Genomic DNA, 20,731 nt, shown 5'->3' on the forward strand with positions numbered 1-20,731 from the left:
CTTCAAGGCCATGGCGTTGTCGTCGACTGACGACAACGCCGGAGGCGGAGTCGCATGACGCCGGGAGCCCGCTCGCTATCGTGCACCAGGCCGTTAGGCGCCCGCGCGGCGCCCCGCGTGGGCGACGAACGCTGCGCCGATGGCCAGGAACGCTGTGCCACCTATCAGATACGGAGTGGTGTCGACCCCGGCCCCGGTCTCGGCGAGCGCCGGCCCGGACACCTCGTCCCCGGCGTTCGTGACCGCCAGTGTGCTCGGCGCACTGGCCGCACCGGCCGCACCGTCGGCACCGTCTGTCGCCTTGGCCGACGGGACGAACCACAGGGCGCACAGCAGCGTGGCCGCCGCGGTGGCGGTCAGGAGCGGACGGCGGGCCATGGGCACGGAATCGATCCCCCTTGTGACAGCAGTGAGTTAGCCGGGTGCGCCGATGCTAATGAAAGCAGCGGGTCGCGGGAAAGCCGGGGGAGCCTTTGGCCCTACGCTCCGGCGTATGAGCACTTCAGAGACATCACGGTTTGTTCGCCTTCGCGTGGAGATGGTGCTGGAGATCACAGACGCGGACGCCCTCGGCGGTACGGCACTGGAGAGCATTGCCGCCGAGTACGGCGAGCCCGGCGGCGAGTCGGCCGAGGAGCGCATGCATGCCGAGTCCGCGGTACGGGAAGACGGTGCGGAGGCCCTCGCCTCCCTCATCGACCCGTTCGATCTGGTCGGCGAGGTGCCAGGGGTCGAGCTGGCCCAGGCCTCCTGGACCAGCGAGATCATCGACTACGACCCCGAGGAACCGGACGCCTGGGACCTCGACGACGAGGACGAGGGATACGGCGACCGTGACGAGGACGGCGACGACGTCGCGCACAATGGGGAGGAAGACGTCGACGGGGAACAGCGGTCCAGCCGGTGAACACACCGGTCCCGGCCCGTTTCCGGTGGGCAGTGGTCACCAGGTGTTCGGCCCCTGGAACCACAGCCGCCACGGCTGCGTCGATGAGTGGTGTTCCCCACATCTTTGACGGATGCGGAACGGAGGGCCCCCTCCCGGGTGTTCCTGGAACATTGACGGGGTACCGCCGGCCGGCGGCTTCGTGCGGGGTTATGGGGGATACGGCAACGATGGAGAAGCGTGTGATGACGGACAGCAAACGACGCAGGGGCCTGATGGCCGCGTCCGCACTGCTCGGCGGCGTGCTGGTGCTCACCGGCTGCAGCGACGGCGGCGACAAGGGCGGCAGCGCCGGGAGCTCGAAGGAGTCGCAGACGGCGGAGGTCGACAAGGCGGCGGCCCAGGACGCTTCGGAGGCGCAGATAGCGATCTCGCCGAAGAACGGCGCGACCAACGCCAGCATCAACAACGACGCCAAGGTCACCGTGGCCAAGGGCAAGCTGACCGAGGTCACCATGACCACGGCGGCCGGCGCGAGCGTCCAGGGCACCCTGGCGGCCGACGGCACGAGCTGGAAGCCGAGCGGGCAGCTGGAGCGCTCGACCACCTACAAGATCAATGCGACGGCCAAGGACTCGAAGGGCCGCGAGGCTCACGAGAACTCCTCGTTCACCACCGTGTCGCCCGCCAACAGCTTCATCGGGAACTTCACCCCCGAGGACGGCTCCACGGTCGGCGTCGGCATGCCGGTCTCGATCAACTTCAACAAGCCGATCACGAACCAGAAGGCCGTCCAGGACGGGATCACCGTGACGACCAGCAGCGGCCAGCAGGTCGTCGGCCACTGGTTCAACTCACAGCGTCTGGACCTGCGCCCCGAGCAGTACTGGACGGGCGGCTCCACCGTCACGCTGAAGCTGGCGCTGGACGGCGTCGAGGGCTCGAACGGCGTCTTCGGTGTGCAGCAGAAGACGGTCACCTTCAAGGTCGGCCGCAACCAGGTCTCGACGGTCGACGCCAGCACGAAGATGATGACCGTCACCCAGAACGGCAAGACGATCAAGACGATCCCGATCTCGGCCGGTTCCCCGGCCAACCCGACGTACAACGGTCAGATGGTGATCTCCGAGAAGTTCAAGGAGACCCGGATGAACGGTGCGACGGTCGGCTTCACCGACGCCGACGGCAAGGGCGAGTACGACATCAAGGACGTGCCGCACGCCATGCGGCTGTCCTCGTCGGGCACCTTCATCCACGGCAACTACTGGGGCGCGCGGTCGGTCTTCGGCGGCGCCAACACCAGCCACGGCTGCGTCGGCCTCGCCGACGTCAAGGGTGCGGGCGACGCCAACCAGCCCGCCGCGTGGTTCTACAACAACTCGCTCGTCGGCGACGTGGTCATCGTCAAGAACTCCCCGGACAAGACCATTACCCCCGACAACGGCCTCAACGGCTGGAACATGAGCTGGGCCGACTGGCAGGCAGGCTCCGCAGCCTGACCCCGGAGGGCGTCCCCGGACGCCCTCCGTATCCCACGCTCGACCGCGTACCCGCGCAATCCCCGACGCCACGTACGTACGCGAGGCGGCGGCACCCCGGATCCCCTCGGATCCCCGGTGCCGCCGCCTTCGTCGTCCGGAAGCGTTCTCATCCCGATCTCATCGCGGCCTTAACTCGCCATCACAACCCGTCCATAGCGTCGCGCCATGTTCTTCACCTACCTCCGGCGCGAGCTGCGCCGCCGCAGAAAGGCAGCGCTGGTTGTCTCCTCAGGGCTCGCCCTGGGTATTGCGCTGGCCATCATCGTCAGCTCGGTCTCCTCGGGCATGAACAAGGCCCAGGACAAGGTCCTGGAGTCGCTGTACGGCCTCGGTACGGACATGACGGTCACCAAGGCCGCCGCCGCTCCGGGCTCCAGCAGTCAGCCCCCCAGGTTCAAGTTCGACGCCAAGGGCGATGACTCGAAGCAGAGTTCGGACCGCGTCATGGTCCAGGGCTTCCACACGTTGTCCTCCACCACGGTCGACAAGGTCGGCAAGCAGAACGGTGTCGCGGACGCCGTCGGCGGGCTGAGCCTGAACGTCCTGAAGGTGGACGGCAAGTTCAAGCGCGGCGAGTGTGCGGACGCGTACGCGTGACGCTCGGACGCACCGGCTCGGGCACAAGGGCCTTCCGTCCAGGGGCACCGGCGCCAGCGCCGTTGCCCCTGGACGGCATTGACGGTTCCGCAGGCGGTCCGGTACGCGGCCGCGTAAGCGGCGCCATGGCACGATCGCGCCCGCTCACGTTCGCTCATCGCATTAATCTCGCAGTCATGACCGCTGCCATCACCGCCATGATCACCGCAGTCGTCGGTGTGCTCGGCACCCTGTTCGCGCCGATGCTCGCGCAGCGGATGACCGCGCGGGAGCGCCAGGCGGAGGCCGAACTGGCCGACGCCAGGCGGAGGTTCGAGGAGCGGCGCGCCCAGTACACGGCCATGAACCGGGCCTCCCGGCAGTTCCACACACTTCTCAAGGACGCCCTGCACCGGATCAGGGACGGCGTCTACACGGAGCAGGAGCGCACTCAGCTCGAAGAGGCCCGCCTCGACCACCGCGACCGCTACGCCGAGGCGCAGATGATCGTCCCGGAGCGGATCCTGCAGGCCTCCCGCGACCTCAACCAGGTCCTCGCGAGCGCCGACGGGGCAGTCAAACGCCTGGACCGCGGTCTCGCCCGCGACGGCGAGACCGTGGCCCGGATCCTGGAGAACCTGAGGGCGGCGAGTCCGTACCTCGACACGATGCGGGAGCTGATGCGGGAGGACCTGGGCATCACCGACTGAGCCCGCCCTACCCCGGAGGTAATCGACGCTCAGAACGCCCCCGGGCAGCATGGTGCACACCGGCTGACGGAGACACGGCAGCACGCAGATCCCGGAGGGCGAGACCATGACCGCATACGCCATAGCCCACCTGCACCCCGCCGCCCACCCCTGCGAGGAGGTTCTCACCTACATCGAGCGCATCCAGTCGACCATGGACCCCTTCGGTGGCCGCTTCCTCGTCCATGGCGCGCAGGTCGAGGTCATCGAGGGCGAGTGGCCGGGTGCGCTCGTCATCATCGGGTTCCCGAGCATGGCGGCTGCCCGCGGCTGGTACGAGTCGGACGCCTACCGGGAGCTGCTGCCGCTGCGGACCCGGAACATGGCGGGCGATGCGGTGCTCGTCGAAGGTGTCGGACCGGAGTACGACGCGGCGGCGACCGCGGCCGCGATGCGGGCGGCGGCAGCGGCCGTAGAGGCATGACGGGCAACGGCCCGGAACCCGTACGGTGACCCGGGGCCGGTCCGACGGCGCTGAGCGAGGTGTAGCTGGGTACACCGCCGTTCCGGGGGAGGGGTCCCTCGCTGCGGCGCGCCCCGCCCGGGAGAATGGATCACATCGGATCAACCATGAAGGGAACCCCCATGAAGCCGCTGCTCTGGCTCGTGCTCTGTCTCGCAGTCGTCGCCAATGTCGGCCTCAACCTGATGGAGGACACCGGGCTGCACATCGCCCTGAGCGTCGTCTCGGGCGTGGTCGTCCTCGCGTCCGGTGTGGGGCTGTGGATGCTGCGGGACAGGCGCCAGGAGGCCTGATCCCTCCGCCCCGACCGGCGGCATCCGGTGCGGATTGCGCCACACGCCCGGTGTCGGAAGGCCCGGGAAGGGCTCAGTATGTGGATGCGGCCGAGGATCTTGCGACTTCCCTGGGACACTCGATACGTCACAGCGGTCCCGTACGTCGCATTGGTGAGTGCGCTTCTCACGATGTCTGGGTGACGTCCTCAATGGGGAGGGGGACCGGCGGTGCCCCTGGGGACGGGGGCGCCTTCGCGCATGTTGCCGACCCACGGAAGGTCTTGATCAGATGCCGGCCATCCCTGTTTCCTCGGAGCCGCACGCAGCCGAGATCCGTGTCATCGAGCCGCTGTACGCGGAGATCCTGCGCCGCAATCGGGGCGAGAGCGAGTTCCATCAGGCGGTACGGGAAGTCCTTGAGACGCTCGGCCCGGTCCTGGCGCAGCGACCGGAGTTCGTGGACGCCCGGATCATCGAGCGCATCTGTGAGCCGGAGCGTCAGCTCATCTTCCGCGTGCCGTGGTCGGACGACTCCGGCGACATCCATGTGAACCGCGGCTTCCGGGTCGAGTTCTCCAGCGCCCTGGGACCGTACAAGGGCGGGCTGCGCTTCCACCCCTCGGTCGACCTCGGCATCGTGAAGTTCCTCGGATTCGAGCAGATCTTCAAGAACGCCCTCACCGGCATGCCGATCGGCGGTGGCAAGGGCGGCGCCGACTTCGACCCGAAGGGCCGCTCCGACGCCGAGGTCATGCGGTTCTGCCAGTCGTTCATGACCGAACTCCACCGCCATCTCGGCGAGTACACGGACGTCCCGGCCGGTGACATCGGCGTCGGCGGCCGCGAGATCGGCTACCTGTTCGGCCAGTACAAGCGGATCACCAACCGGTACGAGTCCGGTGTGCTCACCGGAAAGGGCCTGGGCTGGGGCGGTGCCCAGGCGCGCACCGAGGCCACCGGCTACGGCTGTGTGCTCTTCACCGACGAGATGCTCAGGAGCCGGGGCGGATCCCTCGACGGCCGGCGGGTCGTCGTGTCGGGCTCCGGCAATGTCGCGATCTACGCGATCGAGAAGGCCCAGCAGCTCGGCGCGACCGTGGTGACGTGCTCCGACTCCGACGGCTATGTCGTCGACGAGAAGGGCATCGACCTCGCCCTGCTCAAGGAGGTCAAGGAGGCCGGTCGCGGCCGGATCTCGGAGTACGCGCAGCGGCGCGGTGCACACGCCGGCTTCGTCGCCGGTACGGGCGTGTGGAACGTCCCCTGCGACGTGGCCCTGCCGTGTGCCACGCAGAACGAACTCCACGAGGCCGATGCGCTGACGCTCGTACGCAACGGGGTGCAGGCGGTCGCCGAGGGCGCCAACATGCCCACCACCCCGGAGGCCGTGCGGGTCCTCCAGGAAGCGGGCGTCGCCTTCGCCCCCGGCAAGGCCGCCAACGCAGGCGGAGTGGCCACCAGCGCGCTGGAGATGCAGCAGAACGCGTCGCGCGACTCATGGACCTTCGCGCACACCGAGGAGCGGCTCGCGGAGATCATGCGCCACATCCACGACTCCTGCTTCACCACGGCGGAGCGCTACGGCAGCCCCGGCAACTACGTGGTCGGCGCGAACATCGCCGGTTTCGAACTGGTCGCGGACGCGATGCTCGCGCAGGGGCTCATCTGACCCTGCCGGTCCGACGCCACACCGGCCCGGCCGCCCCCCGCGGCCGGACCGCTGTCATGTCAGGCAGCCGGCACTCCGCGCATCGGTGTGCGGCGCCGAAGGGTCTCCGCCAGGGCCGTGTTCACGACCACCACGGCTCCGAAGAACACCGCCGCCACCGGATGGCCCACCGCGTGGACCGCGTACACACCGCCGCCGAGCACCACGGCCTTGACCAGCAGAACCCCCGCGAGAGGCGGCCGGAATCGGGCGCGAGGGGCGGCGAACATCCCCCAGAGCGCGATGGCTACGGCGGGCGTTCCGAGCCCCAGCAGCAGCCGGGCAGCGGCGCCGTCCCCGGTGGTGAATCCCCACCGGGCCAGAGCGGCCAGCGCGGCCAACTCGACGACGAACGCCACGACTTCATTGGCCATGAACCAGGGCCGCCCGACCGGGACGGAAGGACTGCCGCGGCCTTCGCTCGTCATCGCTGGAGAGCTCCTCTTCGTTCGGTGGTCAATCCCCGCCGGAAGCGGTGATCGATTGGGGGGTGACCTTCATCCGGTTCCACCCGGAGTGTCGGGAGCGCCCCTGGCTCGGGTGAACACCCGATGCCTGCCGTCAGGGCTGACTGCTCGATTGCCGACCAGCCAGACGGGACAGAGGTGCAGGACCGTGCTTGACCAGGGCGCGTCCGCAACGGATCGCGCTGCCGACAGGGATCCTTGAAGGGCCTGAACCACGCCTGTCATGCGCCGGCGGGAGCGATTCCCACCGGGCAGGAGACGCCCGTCCCGCCGATCCCGCAGTAGCCCGCCGGGTTCTTGTCGAGGTACTGCTGGTGATATGCCTCAGCAGGCCAGAACGTGCGGCCCTGGGCCGGGAGGATCTCCGTGGTGATCGCGCCGTGGCCGGAGGCCGTCAGGACCTTCTGGTACGCCTCGCGGGACGCGGCCGCGGCCGCCTCCTGCTCGGGGGAGTGGGTGTAGATCGCCGACCGGTACTGCGTGCCCACGTCATTGCCCTGGCGGAAGCCCTGCGTGGGGTCATGGGACTCCCAGAAGAGCTTCAGCAGCTCGGAGTACGTGACGGTCTTCGGGTCGAAGACGACGCGGACCGCTTCCGTGTGCCCCGTCAGGCCCGAGCAGACCTCTTCGTACGCGGGGTTCTCCGTGTAGCCGCCCTGGTACCCGACGAGCGTCGTCCAGACGCCGTCCGTCTGCCAGAACGTGCGCTCGGCACCCCAGAAACAGCCCAGCGCGAAGTCCGCGACCTCCAGGCCGTCCGGGTACGGGCCCAACAGCGGATTGCCGAGGACCGTGTGGCGGGACGGGACGGTGAATTCGGGGGTGGGGCGGCCGCGCAGGGCCTCCTCCGGGGTGGGGAGCTGCGGGGTGCGGCGGTGCAGGAACATGCGGGGGCTCCTCCGGGGTAGGGGTGTGCAGCCCGTACAACGCGGCGGGGCCGCCGCGGATTCCGGCGCCCCCGCCGCTTCGCACCGGTCAGTTCCCGCCCGCCGCCAGGACCTGTGCGGCGCTGAAGTCGCGGGCCTGGACGTAGCGCTTCTTCGGGGCCCCGGAGTACGTCCACGGGGCGCTGCCGATATGGCCGTCGACCGCGCGGAACTGCTCCACCGCTTCCTCGTACCGGTCCTGCCAGTACAGCAGCCAGGCGAGCATGTGGCGCACCCCGACGATCCGCCGGTCGCCGGGGTCGGCCTCCGCGGCGGCCGCGACATCGATCAGACAGGCATCGACCGCGGCGATCAGCTCGGGGCTCTTGTAGTAGACGTCCGGATCCACGCCCTGCTCCGCCGTCTCCTGCTCGAACGCGGCGTAGAGCGGGAGGAAGGAGAGGAGCCGGCCGGGGCTGCCCTTCGCCGCCGCCTCGCGCGCGAACCGCTCGGCCAGCTCGTGCGAGCCGCGCCACTTGCGGCACCAGTACTGGAGCGCCGAGGTGTGAGCCGCGAGGTGGTATGCGTCGCGCTTCTCGATCTCGGCCCACAGGGCGCGGAAGTCGTCGTGTCCGTAGCCGAGGCCCAGGGCGCACGAGATCTCGGCGGTGTACGGGCACGGGTCGTCGCCCGCCAGCTCCTGGGCCTCGTGGCAGGCCACCCGGGCCTGGGCCATCATCCGGTGGAAGCCGGCGAACTGCTCCTGCGTGGTGTACTTCGCCTGCTTGTCACCACGGATGTCCGCCGCCACGCTGATCAGCGCGCCCGCGTGCACGAGGGCGGCGCCCGCGTCCTTCGGCTGCGCGGTGCGCCAGGCCAGCAGCCAGGTGTCGTCGGCCGCGGCCTCGTCCTGGAGGACGCCGGCCCGCCGGTAGCGCTCCTGCCAGTCCCGGCCCGCGCCGGCAAGGAAGTCGGCGCCCGCCTGCCAGTTCCCGGCCCGGACAGTGGCGCGTACCTCCTCGTCGTGCGGGTCGGGGGCGGCGGCGTGGGCGGTGTCGAGGGTGTTGGCCGGGACGAAGCCGAGCTCCGCCGCGGCCCTCGCCGGGTCGGACTTCCGGCTCCGGCGTTTGCGGGGCGCGGAGGGGGCGGCGCCCGAGGCGTCTTCGGACGACGCCGTGCTCTTCCGTGCCTTCAGCCAGAAGTAGACGCCGAACGCGAGCGCCAGCAGTGGTATCAGTCGTGCCACAGGAAGTACCGGTCCAATCCGGGAAGATGTGTGCCGTTCAAGGGGCGAGCAGTTTGCGCAGCGGCTCGGTGTCCGGGATGTCTGCCACGGCGGCGTCCAGCGCCGCGGGGAGCTCCTGCGCGTACCCGTGCGGCAGCTCCAGCGTGGCGGAGTCGGACCAGGACAGCTGCCACCGGGCCCGTCCCTGCCGTACGTACTCGTTGCTGACCAGCTGCGACAGGCCGGACCGCAGCCGGGGCCGGGCGAACTCGCGGGCCGCCCGGCCGGTCGCCGCGGCGGCCTCATCGGACTTGGGCAGCCGGTCGGCGATCTGCCACAGCGCACCCGCGTCGATCGCGTCGAGCGTGGCGGAGAGCGAGCCGTCGCTGCCGGTCGCCCCGGCGACCACCGCGCCGAACCCCTGCGCCGACCGTTCGGTGTGCGAAGCCATCGACTCGTGCACCAGCTCCGGCCAGTCGGCACGGCGCAGCCCCAGCGCCTCGGGCGTGAGGACTGCCTCTTCGACGGCGGCGAGCGCACGCTCGGGATCGACGAGCAGGGCCAGGGACGGTTCCACCGGCTCCGACGCACGTCCATCGTCCGGCAGCGCCTCGATCCGGGCGACGCGCTCCGCGATCGGCGGATGCGAGTCGTACGGGGAGGACGGCTCGGTCGGGAGGGAGCCGCGCATCTCGTCCAGCTCGTCCCGGCGGGCGGCCAGCAGATGCCGTACGCCTCCGAGTACCTGGCCGGGCAGCGGCAGAATTCCTGCCTCGACACCGAGTGTGGCGTACGCGTTCATGTAGAAGCCGTGGGCGGCGTCGAGGGCCGGGAGCTCGCGCAGGGCGGACGCGGTCGCGTCACGGCCCGCGATCCGGGCCGCGGCGACATCGGCCGCGAGCTCCTCGCGGCGGGCGCCGGAGAGCGTGGCGCGCATGTAGAACTTCGCGTACGCCGTGTAGATCGCCGCCATCGCGCGGTACGTGACACCCGCGCCACCGGTGTCGATCTCCTTGGCCTTCTTGCCCTTGGCGAGGGCCTTCGCCGCCTTCTTCTCCTGGCGCGCCTGCTCCTTGGCGACGGTCCTGCCCGCCCGCTCCTGGAAGTGGGCGATGGTGCGCATCACCTGGATGCGGCCGCGCGCGGTGATCGCGGTGAGGCGGGTGTCGGAGTTGCCGTAGTGGCCCATCTCATGGGCGAGTACGGAACGCAGCTGGGCCTGGGACAGGCCGGTCATCAGGGGCAGGCCGAGGTAGAGCCGGCGTCGCCCGCCGACCAGGCCGAGGAACCTGGCGTCCTCGCTGACCGCGGCGTTCACATCACCGGTGAGCACGATCTCGTCCGGCGCGCGGGTGCCGACCTGTTGCGCGATGTCACGGACGGTGGCCCAGAGCCGAGGTTCATGGGTGTCGTCGACCGGCAGTCCGGCCAGGCCCTCGTCCTTCGGCGTTCGCAGCATGAACACGCCCCGTACGATCGGCACGGCCAGCACGACGCTGAGGACGAACAGCTTCGCGGCGACGCTGCCCGTCGTCCACGCGAACGCCGCCCAGTCGAGGGCTCCCAGGGCGGCGAGCAGGACGACGCTCAGCAGATAGAAGCCGGCGAGCAGGACAAGGGCGCGCGCGGCACGCAGAGATGGGCCCATCAGGCGATTCCCCCCACGGGAACGAGAAACGTATGGCGAACGGCAGAGCCGGGGCGGTGTGCGTTGTGGGGGGAACCGGAGTATGTCCTACCGCGAGCGGATGCGGCAACGTGGTTCGGTGACGGGACGGAGCCGGTGGCGGAACACGGGCTGACCAGGGGGGAACCGGCGGCGGAACACAGGCTGACCAGGGGGGAACCGGCCCCGCGTCACCGCGGGAGTGTCGCCGGGCTGCCGCCGTTCGCCTCGTACCCGGCGACCGCCAGCGCCCGGTAGACCGTGTACTCGGCGGCCGGGTCGGGGTTCTGCGTCCACGGCAGGGCGCCCACGTGCCCGTCGATGTGGACGAGCTGGTGCATCGCCTCCGCCCAGCGTTCCATCCGGACGAGGAACAGCACCAGCAGATGACGGACATGGGCGAGCATCGGGTCGTCGGGGCGTGCCGCGTGCACCGCGAACAAGGCGCCTTCGACGGCCTTCGTCACCACGGCGCCCCGGTAGAAGCCCTGCACCAGATTGACCTCGGGCAGATGCTCGTACACCGCGAACAGCGGCAACGCGGCCAGCAGCGAACCCTGCGGGGCGCGGGCCGCGGCGGACGTCGCGAACCGCTCGGCCTCCTCGCGGGAGCCGTGCCACTTCTCGCACCAGAAGTGCAGCGCGGCGATGTGCGCGCCCATGTGCGCCGGCGCGCGGTCGATGATCTTCGCCCAGAGCTGGTCGAACTGCTCGTGGGAGTAGCCGAGTCCACGCGCGACGGCCAGTTCGACGATGTACGGGACCGGGTCGCCGGGCGCCAGCAGGGCCGCCTCGCCGCAGACCGTACGCGCCTCCTCCAGGATGATCCGGAAGTCGTCCGTCCCCGCGGAGGAGGACCGCCAGGCCTGCTGGACCAGGAACTCGGCGTGCACCGCGGCCCCACCCGCGTCCTTCGGCGACTGGGCGCGCCACGACCGCAGCCACGCACCACCGACCCCGGGTGCCTGCATCAGCTCCAGCGAGGCGGCACCGGCGAACGCCTGCATGCGCTGCCACCGCACCTCACCCTCCTTCGGCGTCCCTGCCAGCAACTGAGAGGCGGCGCGCCAGTCCTGGGTGCGCTGCACGACGTCGAGGACATCGAGGAGGTCCTGGTCGGGGCCCGGCATCCGGATGTCCAGCTGCTCCTGGCGTACGAAGCCGTACGTGTCCGGGTCGGCGGCGTCGGGGGAGCCCGGCGCGACCTGGCGGATACCGGAGCGGCGACGCAGCACGAAGGGGCCGAGGGCCGCGGCGAGCATGCACAGCGCGATCAGGAACCAGAGAATCTCCATGCACCCATTGTCACCGGACGGCGCAGTGGCCGTGGATCACCCCTGTGACGAACTACGCTCGGGCCCCATGAGCGACCAGCAGAGCTTCGAGACCCTCGCGATCCACGCGGGCAACACCGCCGATCCCCTCACCGGCGCCGTTGTTCCGCCCATCTATCAGGTGTCCACGTACAAGCAGGACGGCGTCGGCGGACTGCGCGGCGGCTACGAGTACAGCCGCAGCGCCAACCCGACGCGCACAGCACTGGAGGAGAACCTCGCGGCCATCGAGGGCGGCCGCCGCGGTCTCGCTTTCGCGTCCGGGCTCGCGGCGGAGGACTGCCTGCTGCGCACGCTGCTCCACCCCGGCGCCCATGTCGTCATCCCGAACGACGCCTACGGCGGCACCTTCCGGCTCTTCGCCAAGGTCGTCAAGCGGTGGGGCGTCGACTACTCCGTCGCGGACACCTCGGACCCGGCGGCGATCCGGGCCGCGGTCAACGACCGTACGAAGGTCATCTGGGTCGAGACGCCGTCCAACCCGCTGCTCGGCATCACCGACATCGCCGCGGTCGCGGACGTGGCGCGCACCGCGGGTGCCCGGCTGGTCGTCGACAACACCTTCGCCAGCCCTTATCTGCAGCAGCCGATCGCGCTCGGCGCGGACGTCGTCGTGCACTCCCTGACCAAGTACATGGGCGGCCACTCCGACGTCGTCGGCGGCGCGCTGATCACCGCCGACGCGGAGCTCGGCGAGGAACTGGCGTACCACCAGAACGCGATGGGCGCGGTCGCCGGACCGTTCGACTCCTGGCTGGTGCTGCGTGGCATCAAGACGCTGCCCGTCCGGATGGACCGGCACAGCGAGAACGCGGCCAAGGTCGCCGAGCTGCTGACCCGGCACCCCAAGGTCACCCAGGTCCTCTACCCGGGGCTGCCGGAGCACCCGGGGCACGAGATCGCCGCCAAGCAGATGAAGGCGTTCGGCGGCATGGTCTCCTTCCGGGTCCAGGGCGGTGAGGAGGCGGCGGTCGAGGTCTGCAACCGGGCCAAGCTCTTCACGCTCGGCGAGTCGCTCGGCGGCGTCGAGTCGCTGGTGGAGCACCCGGGCCGGATGACGCACGCCTCCGTGGCCGGCTCGGCCCTGGAGGTACCGGCCGACCTGGTCCGGCTCTCCGTCGGCATCGAGTCCGCGGACGACCTGATGGCCGACCTGACGCAGGCTCTCGGCTAGGGCGTCCCGGTACGGGGTTGGCCCGGGGCGGGGGCCGTGGGGGGTTGCTCCTCGGTGGGTGGTTTCCACGGGGTGCCGGCCGGTCAGGGCGTCCCGGTACGGGGTTGGCCCGGGGCGGGGGCGGTGGGGGGTTGCTCCTCGGTGGGTGGTTTCCACGGGGTGCCGGCCGGTCAGGGCGTCCCGGTACGGGGTTGGCCCGGGGCTAGCCTGAGGCAGGCCCTGGGGCGGTTCAGGGCGGGAAGACAGTGCATGACCGGGCCGGCGGGCACTCGTCCCACCGGCCCGGCGTCCTGCCGGTCAGGCGTTGACCTTCTCGTCCTCCAGCGACGCGCGGATCTGCTCCCGCAGCTCCGGGCTGTCGGCGTGTTCGTGGACGGAGACCGCGTGTTCCGTCGCGGCTCGCACCACTTCCTCCTCCTCACCGGCGATGGTGAGCGAGCAGTTCGTGACGCTCGGGTGCTTGCGGCAGTCAGCGATCTTCCTGGTCATGACGGCCTCCTCGGCTCGTGCGGCATGCCGTCGCATCCAGGATAGATCCGCAGGAATCGAGCTTTCAGGAATCGGGCGTCCCGGGTTCTACGGTCCGTCCAGGGGTGGGGTCGTCTCCCTGGGCGGCACCTGCCAGGGCTCGGCGATCACCACCCACACCGTGAACGCGACCACGGCCACGCACAGCACGAACATCACCAGCACACGGAGCGCACGGCGCCGCCGCAGCATCCGGCCGCCCTGCTCGGCCGCCCGCTCCGCCAGATCGGCCGGGACCTGCGGATGCGGCACGTCCAGCATCCGCCGGACCTCGTCCTCCTTCTGGTCCCGACGGCTCATGGCCCCGCCCCCAGCAGTCGTACGGGCAGCCGCCGCGCCGTGGGCCTGCGGGTGCCGCGCAGCGTGGCCACCGACCGGTTGCAGAGCGCCCGGACCCGGTCCACCGGAAGCCCCAGCAACGCGGCGGTCTGCTCCTCGGCGACCCCTTCGTACAGCCGCAGCACGAGAACCAGCCGCTCCCGCGGGGTCAGCGGATCCAGCAGCCCGCCGCGCGGCCGGTGGTGCCGCCACGCCTCATGGGCGAACCGGATGGCCAGCTCCTGCCGGGTGCGGTCGTACGGATCCTCACCGTGCAGCCCGTCCCAGGCCGCGTACGTACGGGCCAGGGCGGCGGTCAGCAGCCGCTGCGCCCGTTCGTTCGCGCCGGGCGGCTGCGTGGGCTCGGCGGTGAGCAGGGTGGCGGTATGCAGCAGTCGGCCCGCGGCGCCCGCCACAAAGGTCTCGAACTCCCGGGCGCGCCGCCGAAGTCCTGCCTGCCGCTCTCGCACACCCACATCGCAGCACCGGGGAGGTCCCCGGGTAAAGAGGTCGTGCAGGCGTATTCCAGCCGTCAGCCCCCCGCGGGCTGCTGCTGCCGCGCAGCCAGCGCCGTGTTGAAGCGGGTCAGCAGCGTGCAGAACGTCTCGCGCTCCTCCGCCGTCCATTCCCCCGTCACCTGCGACATCAGCTCGCGCCGCGACGCACGCACCTCGTCCAGCCGCGTGTGTCCGCGCGGCGACAGCTGAAGCACGACCGCGCGGCCGTCCTCCGGATGCGAGGTCCGCTTGACCAGACCGGTGTCGACGAGCGGCGCGACCTGACGGGTCACGGTCGAGGAGTCGATCCCCATGCCCGCGGCCAGCGCCTTGACGCCCATCGGGCCTTCCCGGTCCAGTCGGTTCAGCAGCAAGTACGCCGCCCGGTCCATGGAGTTGCGGACCTGGCCGACACCGCCGAGGCGGGTCTGCTCGGCACGGCGGGCGAAGACGGCCACCTGGTGCTGCAGAACATCGAGGAGGTGGTCGGGAACCGGGGAGTCGGGGGTGGCGCCCCCGGAAGGAGACGCAGCAGTCGTCATGTCCTGAGGGGGCATGGCCGGGGGCTCTCTTCGTGCGGTGTTCGGATGGGTGGGGGACAGAGTACGCGGCCACGGGGCAACATGTACCAGCACTGCACAAACCTGCGAACAACGACGCAGGACGGCACCAGCACGGCGTCCGGCTCCGCGTCCAGCTGCAAGACTTGCGGTTATGAACTTCCGTACGCCACACCCGTTTCCCCCGGTGATCCTCGACGACGTCCGCGGCGCACGGAAGATGCTCTCCGGCGTGGCCCGGATGACCCCGATGGAGGGCAGCCGTCACCTGTCCGGGCTGGTCGGGGCGCCGGTCCACTTCAAGTGCGAGAACCTCCAGCGGACCGGCTCGTTCAAGCTGCGCGGCGCGTACGTGCGGATCGCCGGCCTCTCCCCGGTCGAGCGTGCGGCCGGAGTCGTGGCCGCAAGCGCCGGAAACCATGCGCAGGGTGTCGCACTCGCGTCTGCACTGCTCGGCGTACGCTCAACGGTCTTCATGCCGGTCGGGGCGCCGCTGCCGAAGGTCGCCGCGACCCGCGAGTACGGCGCCGAGGTCCGGCTGCACGGCCACGTCGTCGACGAGACCCTCGCCGCCGCCGAGGAGTACGCCCAGGAGACCGGCGCGGTCTTCATCCACCCCTTCGACCACCCGGACATCATCGCCGGACAGGGCACCGTGGGCCTGGAGATCCTCGAACAGTGCCCGGAGGTCCGCACCATCGTCGTCGGGATCGGCGGCGGCGGACTCGCCGCGGGCATCGCCGTGGCCGTGAAGGCGATCCGGCCCGACGTGCGGATCGTCGGAGTCCAGGCGGCGGGCGCCGCCTGCTACCCGCCGTCGCTCGCCGCCGGCTACCCGGTGGCGATCGGCTCGCTCCAGACGATGGCGGACGGTATCAAGGTGGGGCGCCCCGGCGACGTACCGTTCGGACTCGTCCAGGAGCTGGTCGACGAGGTCCGTACGGTCTCCGAGGCCGAACTCTCCAGCGCGCTGCTGCTCTGCCTGGAGCGGGCGAAGCTGGTCGTCGAACCGGCGGGGGCGAGCCCGGTGGCGGCGCTGCTGAGCGACCCGGAGTCGTTCCGCGGACCGGTCGTCGCCCTGCTGTCGGGCGGCAATGTCGATCCGCTGCTGATGCAGCGCATCCTCACCCACGGCATGGCGACCGCGGGCCGCTACCTCAGCCTGCGGGTCCGGCTCACGGACCGTCCGGGGGCACTGGCCACACTGCTCTCCGTGCTGACCGTCGCCGACGCCAACATCCTCGACATCGGCCATGTGCGGACCGATCCGCGGCTCGGACTCACCGAGGCGGAGGTCGACCTGCATCTGGAGACCAAGGGGCCCGAGCACTGCGAGGAGGTCACCGCGGAGCTGCGCGGTGCGGGCTACCTGGTGGTGACGGACTGACATGCCGACAGGTTGCGTGTTCACCGGGCGGGAAGAGGCGCGCAAACCTAGGATCTGTCGAGGAAGCCGACAATCGCTCTGGGGGAATCCCGTATGCCAGGCGCCATCTACGCCGAAGGTCTGGTGAAGACCTTCGGCGATGTACGAGCACTCGGCGGTGTTGATCTCGACGTGCCGGAGGGGACGGTCCTGGGCCTCCTCGGTCCCAACGGCGCAGGCAAGACGACTGCCGTGCGTGTCCTCACGACTCTGCTCAGACCCGACAGCGGCCGGGCCGTCGTGGCAGGCATCGACGTGCTGAAGAAACCCAACGAGGTACGCCGCTCGATCGGCCTCTCCGGCCAGTTCGCCGCGGTCGACGAGTATCTGACGGGCCGCGAGAACCTGCAGATGGTCGGTCAGCTCTACCAGATGAGCGGGCGCGACGCGAAGGCCCGCGCGGTACAGCTGCTGGAGCGGTTCAACCTCGCCGACGCGGCCGACCGCCCCGCGAAGACGTACTCCGGCGGCATGCGCCGCCGCCTCGACCTGGCGGCGGCGCTCGTCGTCTCCCCGCCGGTGATGTTCATGGACGAGCCGACGACCGGACTCGACCCGCGCAACCGGCAGCAGCTGTGGGAGGTCATCGAGGAGCTCGTCGCAGGAGGCACGACGCTGCTGCTGACCACGCAGTATCTGGAGGAGGCCGACCACCTGGCGCACAACATCTGCGTCATCGACCACGGCCTCGTCATCGCCCGCGGCACCTCCGACGAGCTGAAGGCCAGGACCGGCGGCGAGCGCGTCGAGGTCATCGTCCACCACCCCGACCAGATCGATCCGGCCCGCGCCGTCCTCGCCAACCTCGGCAAGGGTGAGGTCACCGTCGCCCAGCACACCCGCAAACTGACGGTCCCGGTCTTCGGCGGCGCCAGGCTGCTCGCCGAGATCATCCGTGACCTCGACACCCGCGGGGTCGAGATCGACGACATCGGACTGCGCCGCCCGACCCTCGACGACGTGTTCCTCTCGCTCACCGGCCACGTCGCCGAGTCGCCGGAGACCGACGAGCACGGGACGGTCCCGGGTCCCGCCGCGCCGACCGGCAGTAGGGCCGGACAGGAGGTCAGGAAGTGACTGCCACAACTGCCACGACGGACACGCCGCACCTCGCGGCAGCCCCGAGGGCGGGCGGCGGCATCGGCGGGTCGGTCCGCGACTCCCTCGTCGTCGCCAAGCGGAATCTGATCCGGATGACCCGGATCCCGGAGATGGTGATCTTCGGGCTGATCCAGCCGATCATGTTCGTGGTGCTGTTCAGCTACGTCTTCGGCGGCTCCATGATGATCGGCGGTTCCACCAACGCCAGTGACTACCGCAACTTCCTGATGGCGGGCATCTTCGCGCAGACCGTGACCTTCGCCACCGCGGGCGCCGGTGCGGGCATCGCGGACGACATGCACAAGGGCCTCATCGACCGGTTCCGCTCGCTGCCGATGGCGCGCGGCGCGGTCCTCACCGGCCGTACGCTCGCCGACCTCGTCCAGACGACGCTCACCCTGGTAGTCCTCGCGGTCGTCGCCCTGCTGGTCGGCTGGCGCACCGACGAGAACGTCGGCAAGGTGCTCGGCGGCTTCGCGCTGCTGCTCCTGCTGGGGTACGCCTTCTCCTGGATCGGGGCGCTGATCGGTCTGTCGGTCCGCACCCCCGAGGCGGCCACGTCGGGCGGTCTCATCTGGCTCTTCCCGGTCACGTTCATCTCGAACGCCTTCGTGCCCACCGAGAACATGGCGAGCTGGCTCCAGCCGGTCGCCGAATGGAACCCGTTCAGCGCGACCGTCCAGGCCTGCCGCGAACTCTTCGGGAACCCGGGCGTCTCCCCGTCCGACGCCTGGCCGATGCAGCATCCCGTCTGGGCCTCGCTGATCTGGTCCGTGCTGATCATCGTGGTCTTCCGGACCCTCGCGGTCCGCAAGTACCGTTCGGCGACCGCCTGAGGAACCCCAGGAAGCCCCGGCCGTCGGCGGCCGGGGCTTCCTGGTTCTGCGGGGTCCGGTGGCCGGCTCAGCCCGTGTAGGGCTTCGCCGCGAGGATCTTCACCGAGGCCCGCTTGCCGTTCGGCAGCTCGTACTCGGCGTCCTCGCCCATCTTCTTGCCGTTCACGCCGGTACCGAGCGGAGACTGCGGAGAGTACGTCTCGATGTCCGCGCTCGCGTACTCGCGCGAGGCGAGCAGGAACGTCATGGTGTCGTCGGGGTCACCGTCGAACGCGATGGTGACGACCATGCCGGGCTCGACCACGCCGTCGTCGGCGGGGGCCTCGCCGACCTTCGCATGCTCCAGGAGCTGGGTGAGCTGGCGCACCCGCAACTCCATCTTGCCCTGCTCCTCCTTGGCCGCGTGGTACCCGCCGTTCTCCCGGAGGTCACCCTCCTCACGGGCCGCCGCGATCTTGACGGCGATCTCCGTGCGCGCGGGACCAGACAGGTACTCCAGCTCGGCCTTGAGCTGGTTGTACGCCTCCTGCGTGAGCCAGGTGACGTTTTCGCTGGTCTGGGTCACAGGTGCTCCTAGTCGGTACTGGATATTCAAGCGTCGGTACTGGGAATACAAAGCATCGCCCTACCCAGAAGCATGTGCCTCCAAGGGTGGGCGAAACCACGAGCCTAACAATTCCCCAGGAAAAGGGGGAGAAGGTAAAGCGCTATGACCGTGTCAACGCAGGTCAGCCGCGATCATCGCAGGTCAGAGCCGGTCCGTGCCGGTCAGTTCGACGACCCGCCGTCAACCGTGCAGCCCAGCAGCTCGACGCTGGTCGCCCGCGAGGTCGTACGCAGCGAGACGATCCGGTCGATCCGGTCGGAACGGTCGTCGAAACGGACGTCCTTCCGGGCCACGTCGCTGCCGTCCACCTGCTGGGAGCGGAGGGTGCAGTACCCCTTCGCGTCCCGGTCCTTGCGCACCTCGAGGTGGACGTCGACCCGGTCGTCCGAAGCGATCCTGAACTTGATCACCTCGGCGCTGATGCCCTGGCCGGTCACGTAGTCGTAACCGATCCAGCCGACCACGCCGAGCAGGGCCACGCCCAGCACCGAGCCGATGATCTTGAGCTTGCGGTCAGCGCGCTCGTCCGCGGAGCGCCCGTAGCGGCCCTCCGGAAGTGCTTCACGCACCGCAGTCATGATCGTTCCTCCCGTGCCGGGGATCGAGGAATTTTCCGCCCCCCGGTTCGGTCACTATAGAAGCCTCCCACCCGCCACCCGACCGCCGCCCCGCACCGACGTCCCTCCGGGACGGCACCCGATGGCGGCCGAATCACTGAGGATCGAGTCTTGACTGAACAGCTTCGACTGATGGCCGTCCACGCCCACCCCGACGACGAGTCGAGCAAGGGGGCGGCCACCATGGCCAAGTACGTGTCCGAGGGGGTGGACGTGCTGGTGGTGACCTGCACGGGAGGCGAACGCGGCTCCATCCTCAACCCGAAACTCCAGGGCGACCCGTACATCGAGGAGCACATCCACGAGGTACGGAAGAAGGAGATGGACGAGGCCCGGGAGATCCTGGGCGTCAAGCAGGAGTGGCTCGGCTTCGTCGACTCGGGGCTGCCCGAGGGCGACCCGCTGCCCCCGCTGCCCGAGGGCTGCTTCGCGCTGGAGGACGAGGAGAAGGCAGCAGGTCGTCTCGTCCGCTCCATCCGCGCGTTCCGGCCGCAGGTCATCACCACGTACGACGAGAACGGCGGCTACCCGCACCCCGACCACATCATGACCCACACGATCACGATGATCGCGTTCGAGGGCGCCACGGACACCGAGACGTTCCCCGAGGTCGAGTTCGGCCCCGCCTGGCAGCCGCAGAAGCTCTACTACAACCAGGGCTTCAACCGTCCGCGTACGGTGGCGCTGCACGAGGCGCTGCTCGCCCGCGGCCTGGAGTCGCCGTACGGCGAGTGGCTGGAGCGCTGGAAGGAGTTCGAGCGCGTCGAGCGGACGCTGACCACGCACGTTCCGTGCGCCGAGTTCTTCGAGACCCGGGACAAGGCGCTGATCGCGCACGCCACGCAGATCGATCCGGACGGCGGCTGGTTCCGGGTGCCGATGGACATCCAGCGGGAGGTCTGGCCGACCGAGGAGTACGAGCTGGCGAAGTCTCTCGTCGACACTTCCCTCCCCGAGAGCGACCTCTTCGCGGGCATCCGCGACAATGCCTGATATGTACGTGACCCAGGCACTGACCCACGTCGTTCCTCTCGCCGAGGAATTCGACAAGAACAAGGTGACACCCGGCGTCCTCGGCTTCCTCGTCTTCGCGGCGCTCGCGGTGGGCGTGTGGCTGCTGATGAAGTCCATGAACCGGCACATGGGCAGGGTGAACTTCGAGGAGGCGCCGGATCCGGATGCGGCGCCGGCCGGCGCCGAGGCTACGGGGAACGGGGCCGGGCGCACCCGGTAGTGCACCAGGCCGTTAGTCGCCGGACGGGCGCGACGGTGCCCGTCCGGCGCATGCGGGTTCGCCCGGCGAGGAGCGCG

The 20,731-nt window shown here is 70.1% G+C and carries 24 protein-coding genes and 1 pseudogene; 13 read left to right on the plus strand and 12 right to left on the minus strand.

Annotated elements, in window-relative coordinates:
• Positions 1 to 93 precede the first annotated feature (93 nt).
• A complete protein-coding gene (locus ACIBB8_RS09890) occupies positions 94 to 378 on the minus strand; it encodes a hypothetical protein (protein ID WP_398950526.1) in 285 nt (94 codons plus the stop codon).
• Between the two features lie 160 nt (positions 379 to 538).
• On the opposite strand from ACIBB8_RS09890, the gene ACIBB8_RS09895 reads away from it, so the two are divergent.
• The 7 genes and pseudogenes from ACIBB8_RS09895 to gdhA all read left to right on the plus strand — a co-directional run bounded on the left by ACIBB8_RS09895 (position 539) and on the right by gdhA (position 6,159).
• Positions 539 to 907, plus strand: a complete 369-nt coding sequence (locus ACIBB8_RS09895; RefSeq protein WP_398950528.1) for a hypothetical protein — start codon at positions 539 to 541, stop codon at positions 905 to 907.
• 209 nt (positions 908 to 1,116) lie between these two features.
• Complete coding sequence (locus tag ACIBB8_RS09900) at positions 1,117 to 2,385, plus strand: Ig-like domain-containing protein (RefSeq protein WP_398950297.1); 1,269 nt, start codon at positions 1,117 to 1,119, stop codon at positions 2,383 to 2,385.
• Positions 2,386 to 2,592: 207 nt separating this feature from the next.
• Positions 2,593 to 3,003, plus strand: a pseudogene (locus ACIBB8_RS09905) (ABC transporter permease); the annotation flags it as partial.
• Positions 3,004 to 3,200: 197 nt separating this feature from the next.
• Positions 3,201 to 3,713, plus strand: coding sequence for a hypothetical protein (locus ACIBB8_RS09910; RefSeq protein ID WP_398950299.1), 513 nt, complete (start codon positions 3,201 to 3,203; stop codon positions 3,711 to 3,713).
• A gap of 106 nt (positions 3,714 to 3,819) precedes the next feature.
• Positions 3,820 to 4,176, plus strand: coding sequence for a DUF1330 domain-containing protein (locus tag ACIBB8_RS09915; protein WP_398950301.1), 357 nt, complete (start codon positions 3,820 to 3,822; stop codon positions 4,174 to 4,176).
• Between the two features lie 146 nt (positions 4,177 to 4,322).
• Positions 4,323 to 4,508 (plus strand): hypothetical protein, encoded by a 186-nt coding sequence (locus ACIBB8_RS09920; protein ID WP_398950303.1) that lies wholly within the window; start codon positions 4,323 to 4,325, stop codon positions 4,506 to 4,508.
• A 271-nt stretch (positions 4,509 to 4,779) separates the two neighbouring features.
• Positions 4,780 to 6,159 carry an NADP-specific glutamate dehydrogenase gene (gene gdhA / locus ACIBB8_RS09925; protein ID WP_398950305.1) on the plus strand — a complete coding sequence of 460 codons (1,380 nt, stop codon included), beginning with the start codon at positions 4,780 to 4,782 and terminating at the stop codon, positions 6,157 to 6,159.
• A gap of 59 nt (positions 6,160 to 6,218) precedes the next feature.
• Here gdhA and ACIBB8_RS09930 read toward each other — a convergent pair whose 3' ends face one another.
• The 5 genes from ACIBB8_RS09930 to ACIBB8_RS09950 form a co-directional block, all read right to left on the minus strand.
• Positions 6,219 to 6,626 carry a YrdB family protein gene (locus ACIBB8_RS09930; RefSeq protein WP_398950307.1) on the minus strand — a complete coding sequence of 136 codons (408 nt, stop codon included), beginning with the start codon at positions 6,624 to 6,626 and terminating at the stop codon, positions 6,219 to 6,221.
• A gap of 260 nt (positions 6,627 to 6,886) precedes the next feature.
• Entirely contained in the window at positions 6,887 to 7,552 is a 666-nt protein-coding gene (gene msrA / locus ACIBB8_RS09935) for a peptide-methionine (S)-S-oxide reductase MsrA (protein ID WP_398950309.1), read from the minus strand.
• An 88-nt stretch (positions 7,553 to 7,640) separates the two neighbouring features.
• On the minus strand, positions 7,641 to 8,777 hold the full coding sequence (locus tag ACIBB8_RS09940) for a hypothetical protein (protein ID WP_398950311.1): 1,137 nt from the start codon (positions 8,775 to 8,777) through the stop codon (positions 7,641 to 7,643).
• Positions 8,778 to 8,814: 37 nt separating this feature from the next.
• Positions 8,815 to 10,404, minus strand: coding sequence for a M48 family metallopeptidase (locus ACIBB8_RS09945; protein WP_398950313.1), 1,590 nt, complete (start codon positions 10,402 to 10,404; stop codon positions 8,815 to 8,817).
• A 209-nt stretch (positions 10,405 to 10,613) separates the two neighbouring features.
• The gene (locus ACIBB8_RS09950; RefSeq protein WP_398950316.1) at positions 10,614 to 11,717 is read right to left on the minus strand and encodes a hypothetical protein; all 1,104 of its coding nucleotides are present in this window, start codon (positions 11,715 to 11,717) and stop codon (positions 10,614 to 10,616) included.
• Positions 11,718 to 11,784: 67 nt separating this feature from the next.
• Here ACIBB8_RS09950 and ACIBB8_RS09955 point away from each other — a divergent pair, with 67 nt between their 5' ends.
• On the plus strand, positions 11,785 to 12,930 hold the full coding sequence (locus tag ACIBB8_RS09955; protein WP_398950318.1) for a cystathionine gamma-synthase: 1,146 nt from the start codon (positions 11,785 to 11,787) through the stop codon (positions 12,928 to 12,930).
• 297 nt (positions 12,931 to 13,227) lie between these two features.
• Here ACIBB8_RS09955 and ACIBB8_RS09960 read toward each other — a convergent pair whose 3' ends face one another.
• The 4 genes from ACIBB8_RS09960 to ACIBB8_RS09975 all read right to left on the minus strand — a co-directional run bounded on the left by ACIBB8_RS09960 (position 13,228) and on the right by ACIBB8_RS09975 (position 14,830).
• Entirely contained in the window at positions 13,228 to 13,419 is a 192-nt protein-coding gene (locus ACIBB8_RS09960) for a DUF1059 domain-containing protein (protein ID WP_398950320.1), read from the minus strand.
• Between the two features lie 87 nt (positions 13,420 to 13,506).
• Positions 13,507 to 13,758: a hypothetical protein gene (locus tag ACIBB8_RS09965; RefSeq protein WP_398950322.1), complete on the minus strand. Its 252-nt coding sequence runs from the start codon at positions 13,756 to 13,758 to the stop codon at positions 13,507 to 13,509.
• A complete protein-coding gene (locus ACIBB8_RS09970) occupies positions 13,755 to 14,246 on the minus strand; it encodes a sigma factor-like helix-turn-helix DNA-binding protein (RefSeq protein ID WP_398950324.1) in 492 nt (163 codons plus the stop codon). Before ACIBB8_RS09970 ends, ACIBB8_RS09965 begins: the two co-directional genes overlap by 4 nt.
• A 62-nt stretch (positions 14,247 to 14,308) precedes the next feature.
• Positions 14,309 to 14,830 carry a MarR family winged helix-turn-helix transcriptional regulator gene (locus ACIBB8_RS09975; RefSeq protein ID WP_398950327.1) on the minus strand — a complete coding sequence of 174 codons (522 nt, stop codon included), beginning with the start codon at positions 14,828 to 14,830 and terminating at the stop codon, positions 14,309 to 14,311.
• A 157-nt stretch (positions 14,831 to 14,987) separates the two neighbouring features.
• Here ACIBB8_RS09975 and ilvA point away from each other — a divergent pair, with 157 nt between their 5' ends.
• From ilvA to ACIBB8_RS09990, 3 genes are all read left to right on the plus strand, one after another.
• On the plus strand, positions 14,988 to 16,220 hold the full coding sequence (gene ilvA / locus ACIBB8_RS09980) for a threonine ammonia-lyase (protein ID WP_398950329.1): 1,233 nt from the start codon (positions 14,988 to 14,990) through the stop codon (positions 16,218 to 16,220).
• 93 nt (positions 16,221 to 16,313) lie between these two features.
• The gene (locus ACIBB8_RS09985) at positions 16,314 to 17,336 is read left to right on the plus strand and encodes an ATP-binding cassette domain-containing protein (protein ID WP_398950331.1); all 1,023 of its coding nucleotides are present in this window, start codon (positions 16,314 to 16,316) and stop codon (positions 17,334 to 17,336) included.
• Positions 17,333 to 18,196 carry an ABC transporter permease gene (locus ACIBB8_RS09990; RefSeq protein WP_398950333.1) on the plus strand — a complete coding sequence of 288 codons (864 nt, stop codon included), beginning with the start codon at positions 17,333 to 17,335 and terminating at the stop codon, positions 18,194 to 18,196. Before ACIBB8_RS09985 ends, ACIBB8_RS09990 begins: the two co-directional genes overlap by 4 nt.
• A gap of 67 nt (positions 18,197 to 18,263) precedes the next feature.
• Here the strand turns inward: ACIBB8_RS09990 and greA are convergent, their stop codons facing one another.
• Both greA and ACIBB8_RS10000 read right to left on the minus strand, forming a co-directional pair.
• Complete coding sequence (gene greA, locus ACIBB8_RS09995) at positions 18,264 to 18,761, minus strand: transcription elongation factor GreA (RefSeq protein ID WP_398950335.1); 498 nt, start codon at positions 18,759 to 18,761, stop codon at positions 18,264 to 18,266.
• Between the two features lie 203 nt (positions 18,762 to 18,964).
• Positions 18,965 to 19,381 carry a DUF4307 domain-containing protein gene (locus ACIBB8_RS10000; RefSeq protein WP_358857852.1) on the minus strand — a complete coding sequence of 139 codons (417 nt, stop codon included), beginning with the start codon at positions 19,379 to 19,381 and terminating at the stop codon, positions 18,965 to 18,967.
• A gap of 150 nt (positions 19,382 to 19,531) precedes the next feature.
• On the opposite strand from ACIBB8_RS10000, the gene mca reads away from it, so the two are divergent.
• Complete coding sequence (gene mca, locus ACIBB8_RS10005) at positions 19,532 to 20,413, plus strand: mycothiol conjugate amidase Mca (RefSeq protein WP_366690044.1); 882 nt, start codon at positions 19,532 to 19,534, stop codon at positions 20,411 to 20,413.
• Between the two features lies 1 nt (position 20,414).
• On the plus strand, positions 20,415 to 20,654 hold the full coding sequence (locus ACIBB8_RS10010; protein ID WP_398950338.1) for a hypothetical protein: 240 nt from the start codon (positions 20,415 to 20,417) through the stop codon (positions 20,652 to 20,654).
• Positions 20,655 to 20,731 lie beyond the last annotated feature (77 nt).

This window comes from Streptomyces sp. NPDC051286 (assembly GCF_044455345.1).
In the GTDB taxonomy this organism is placed as follows: Bacteria; Actinomycetota; Actinomycetes; order Streptomycetales; family Streptomycetaceae; genus Streptomyces.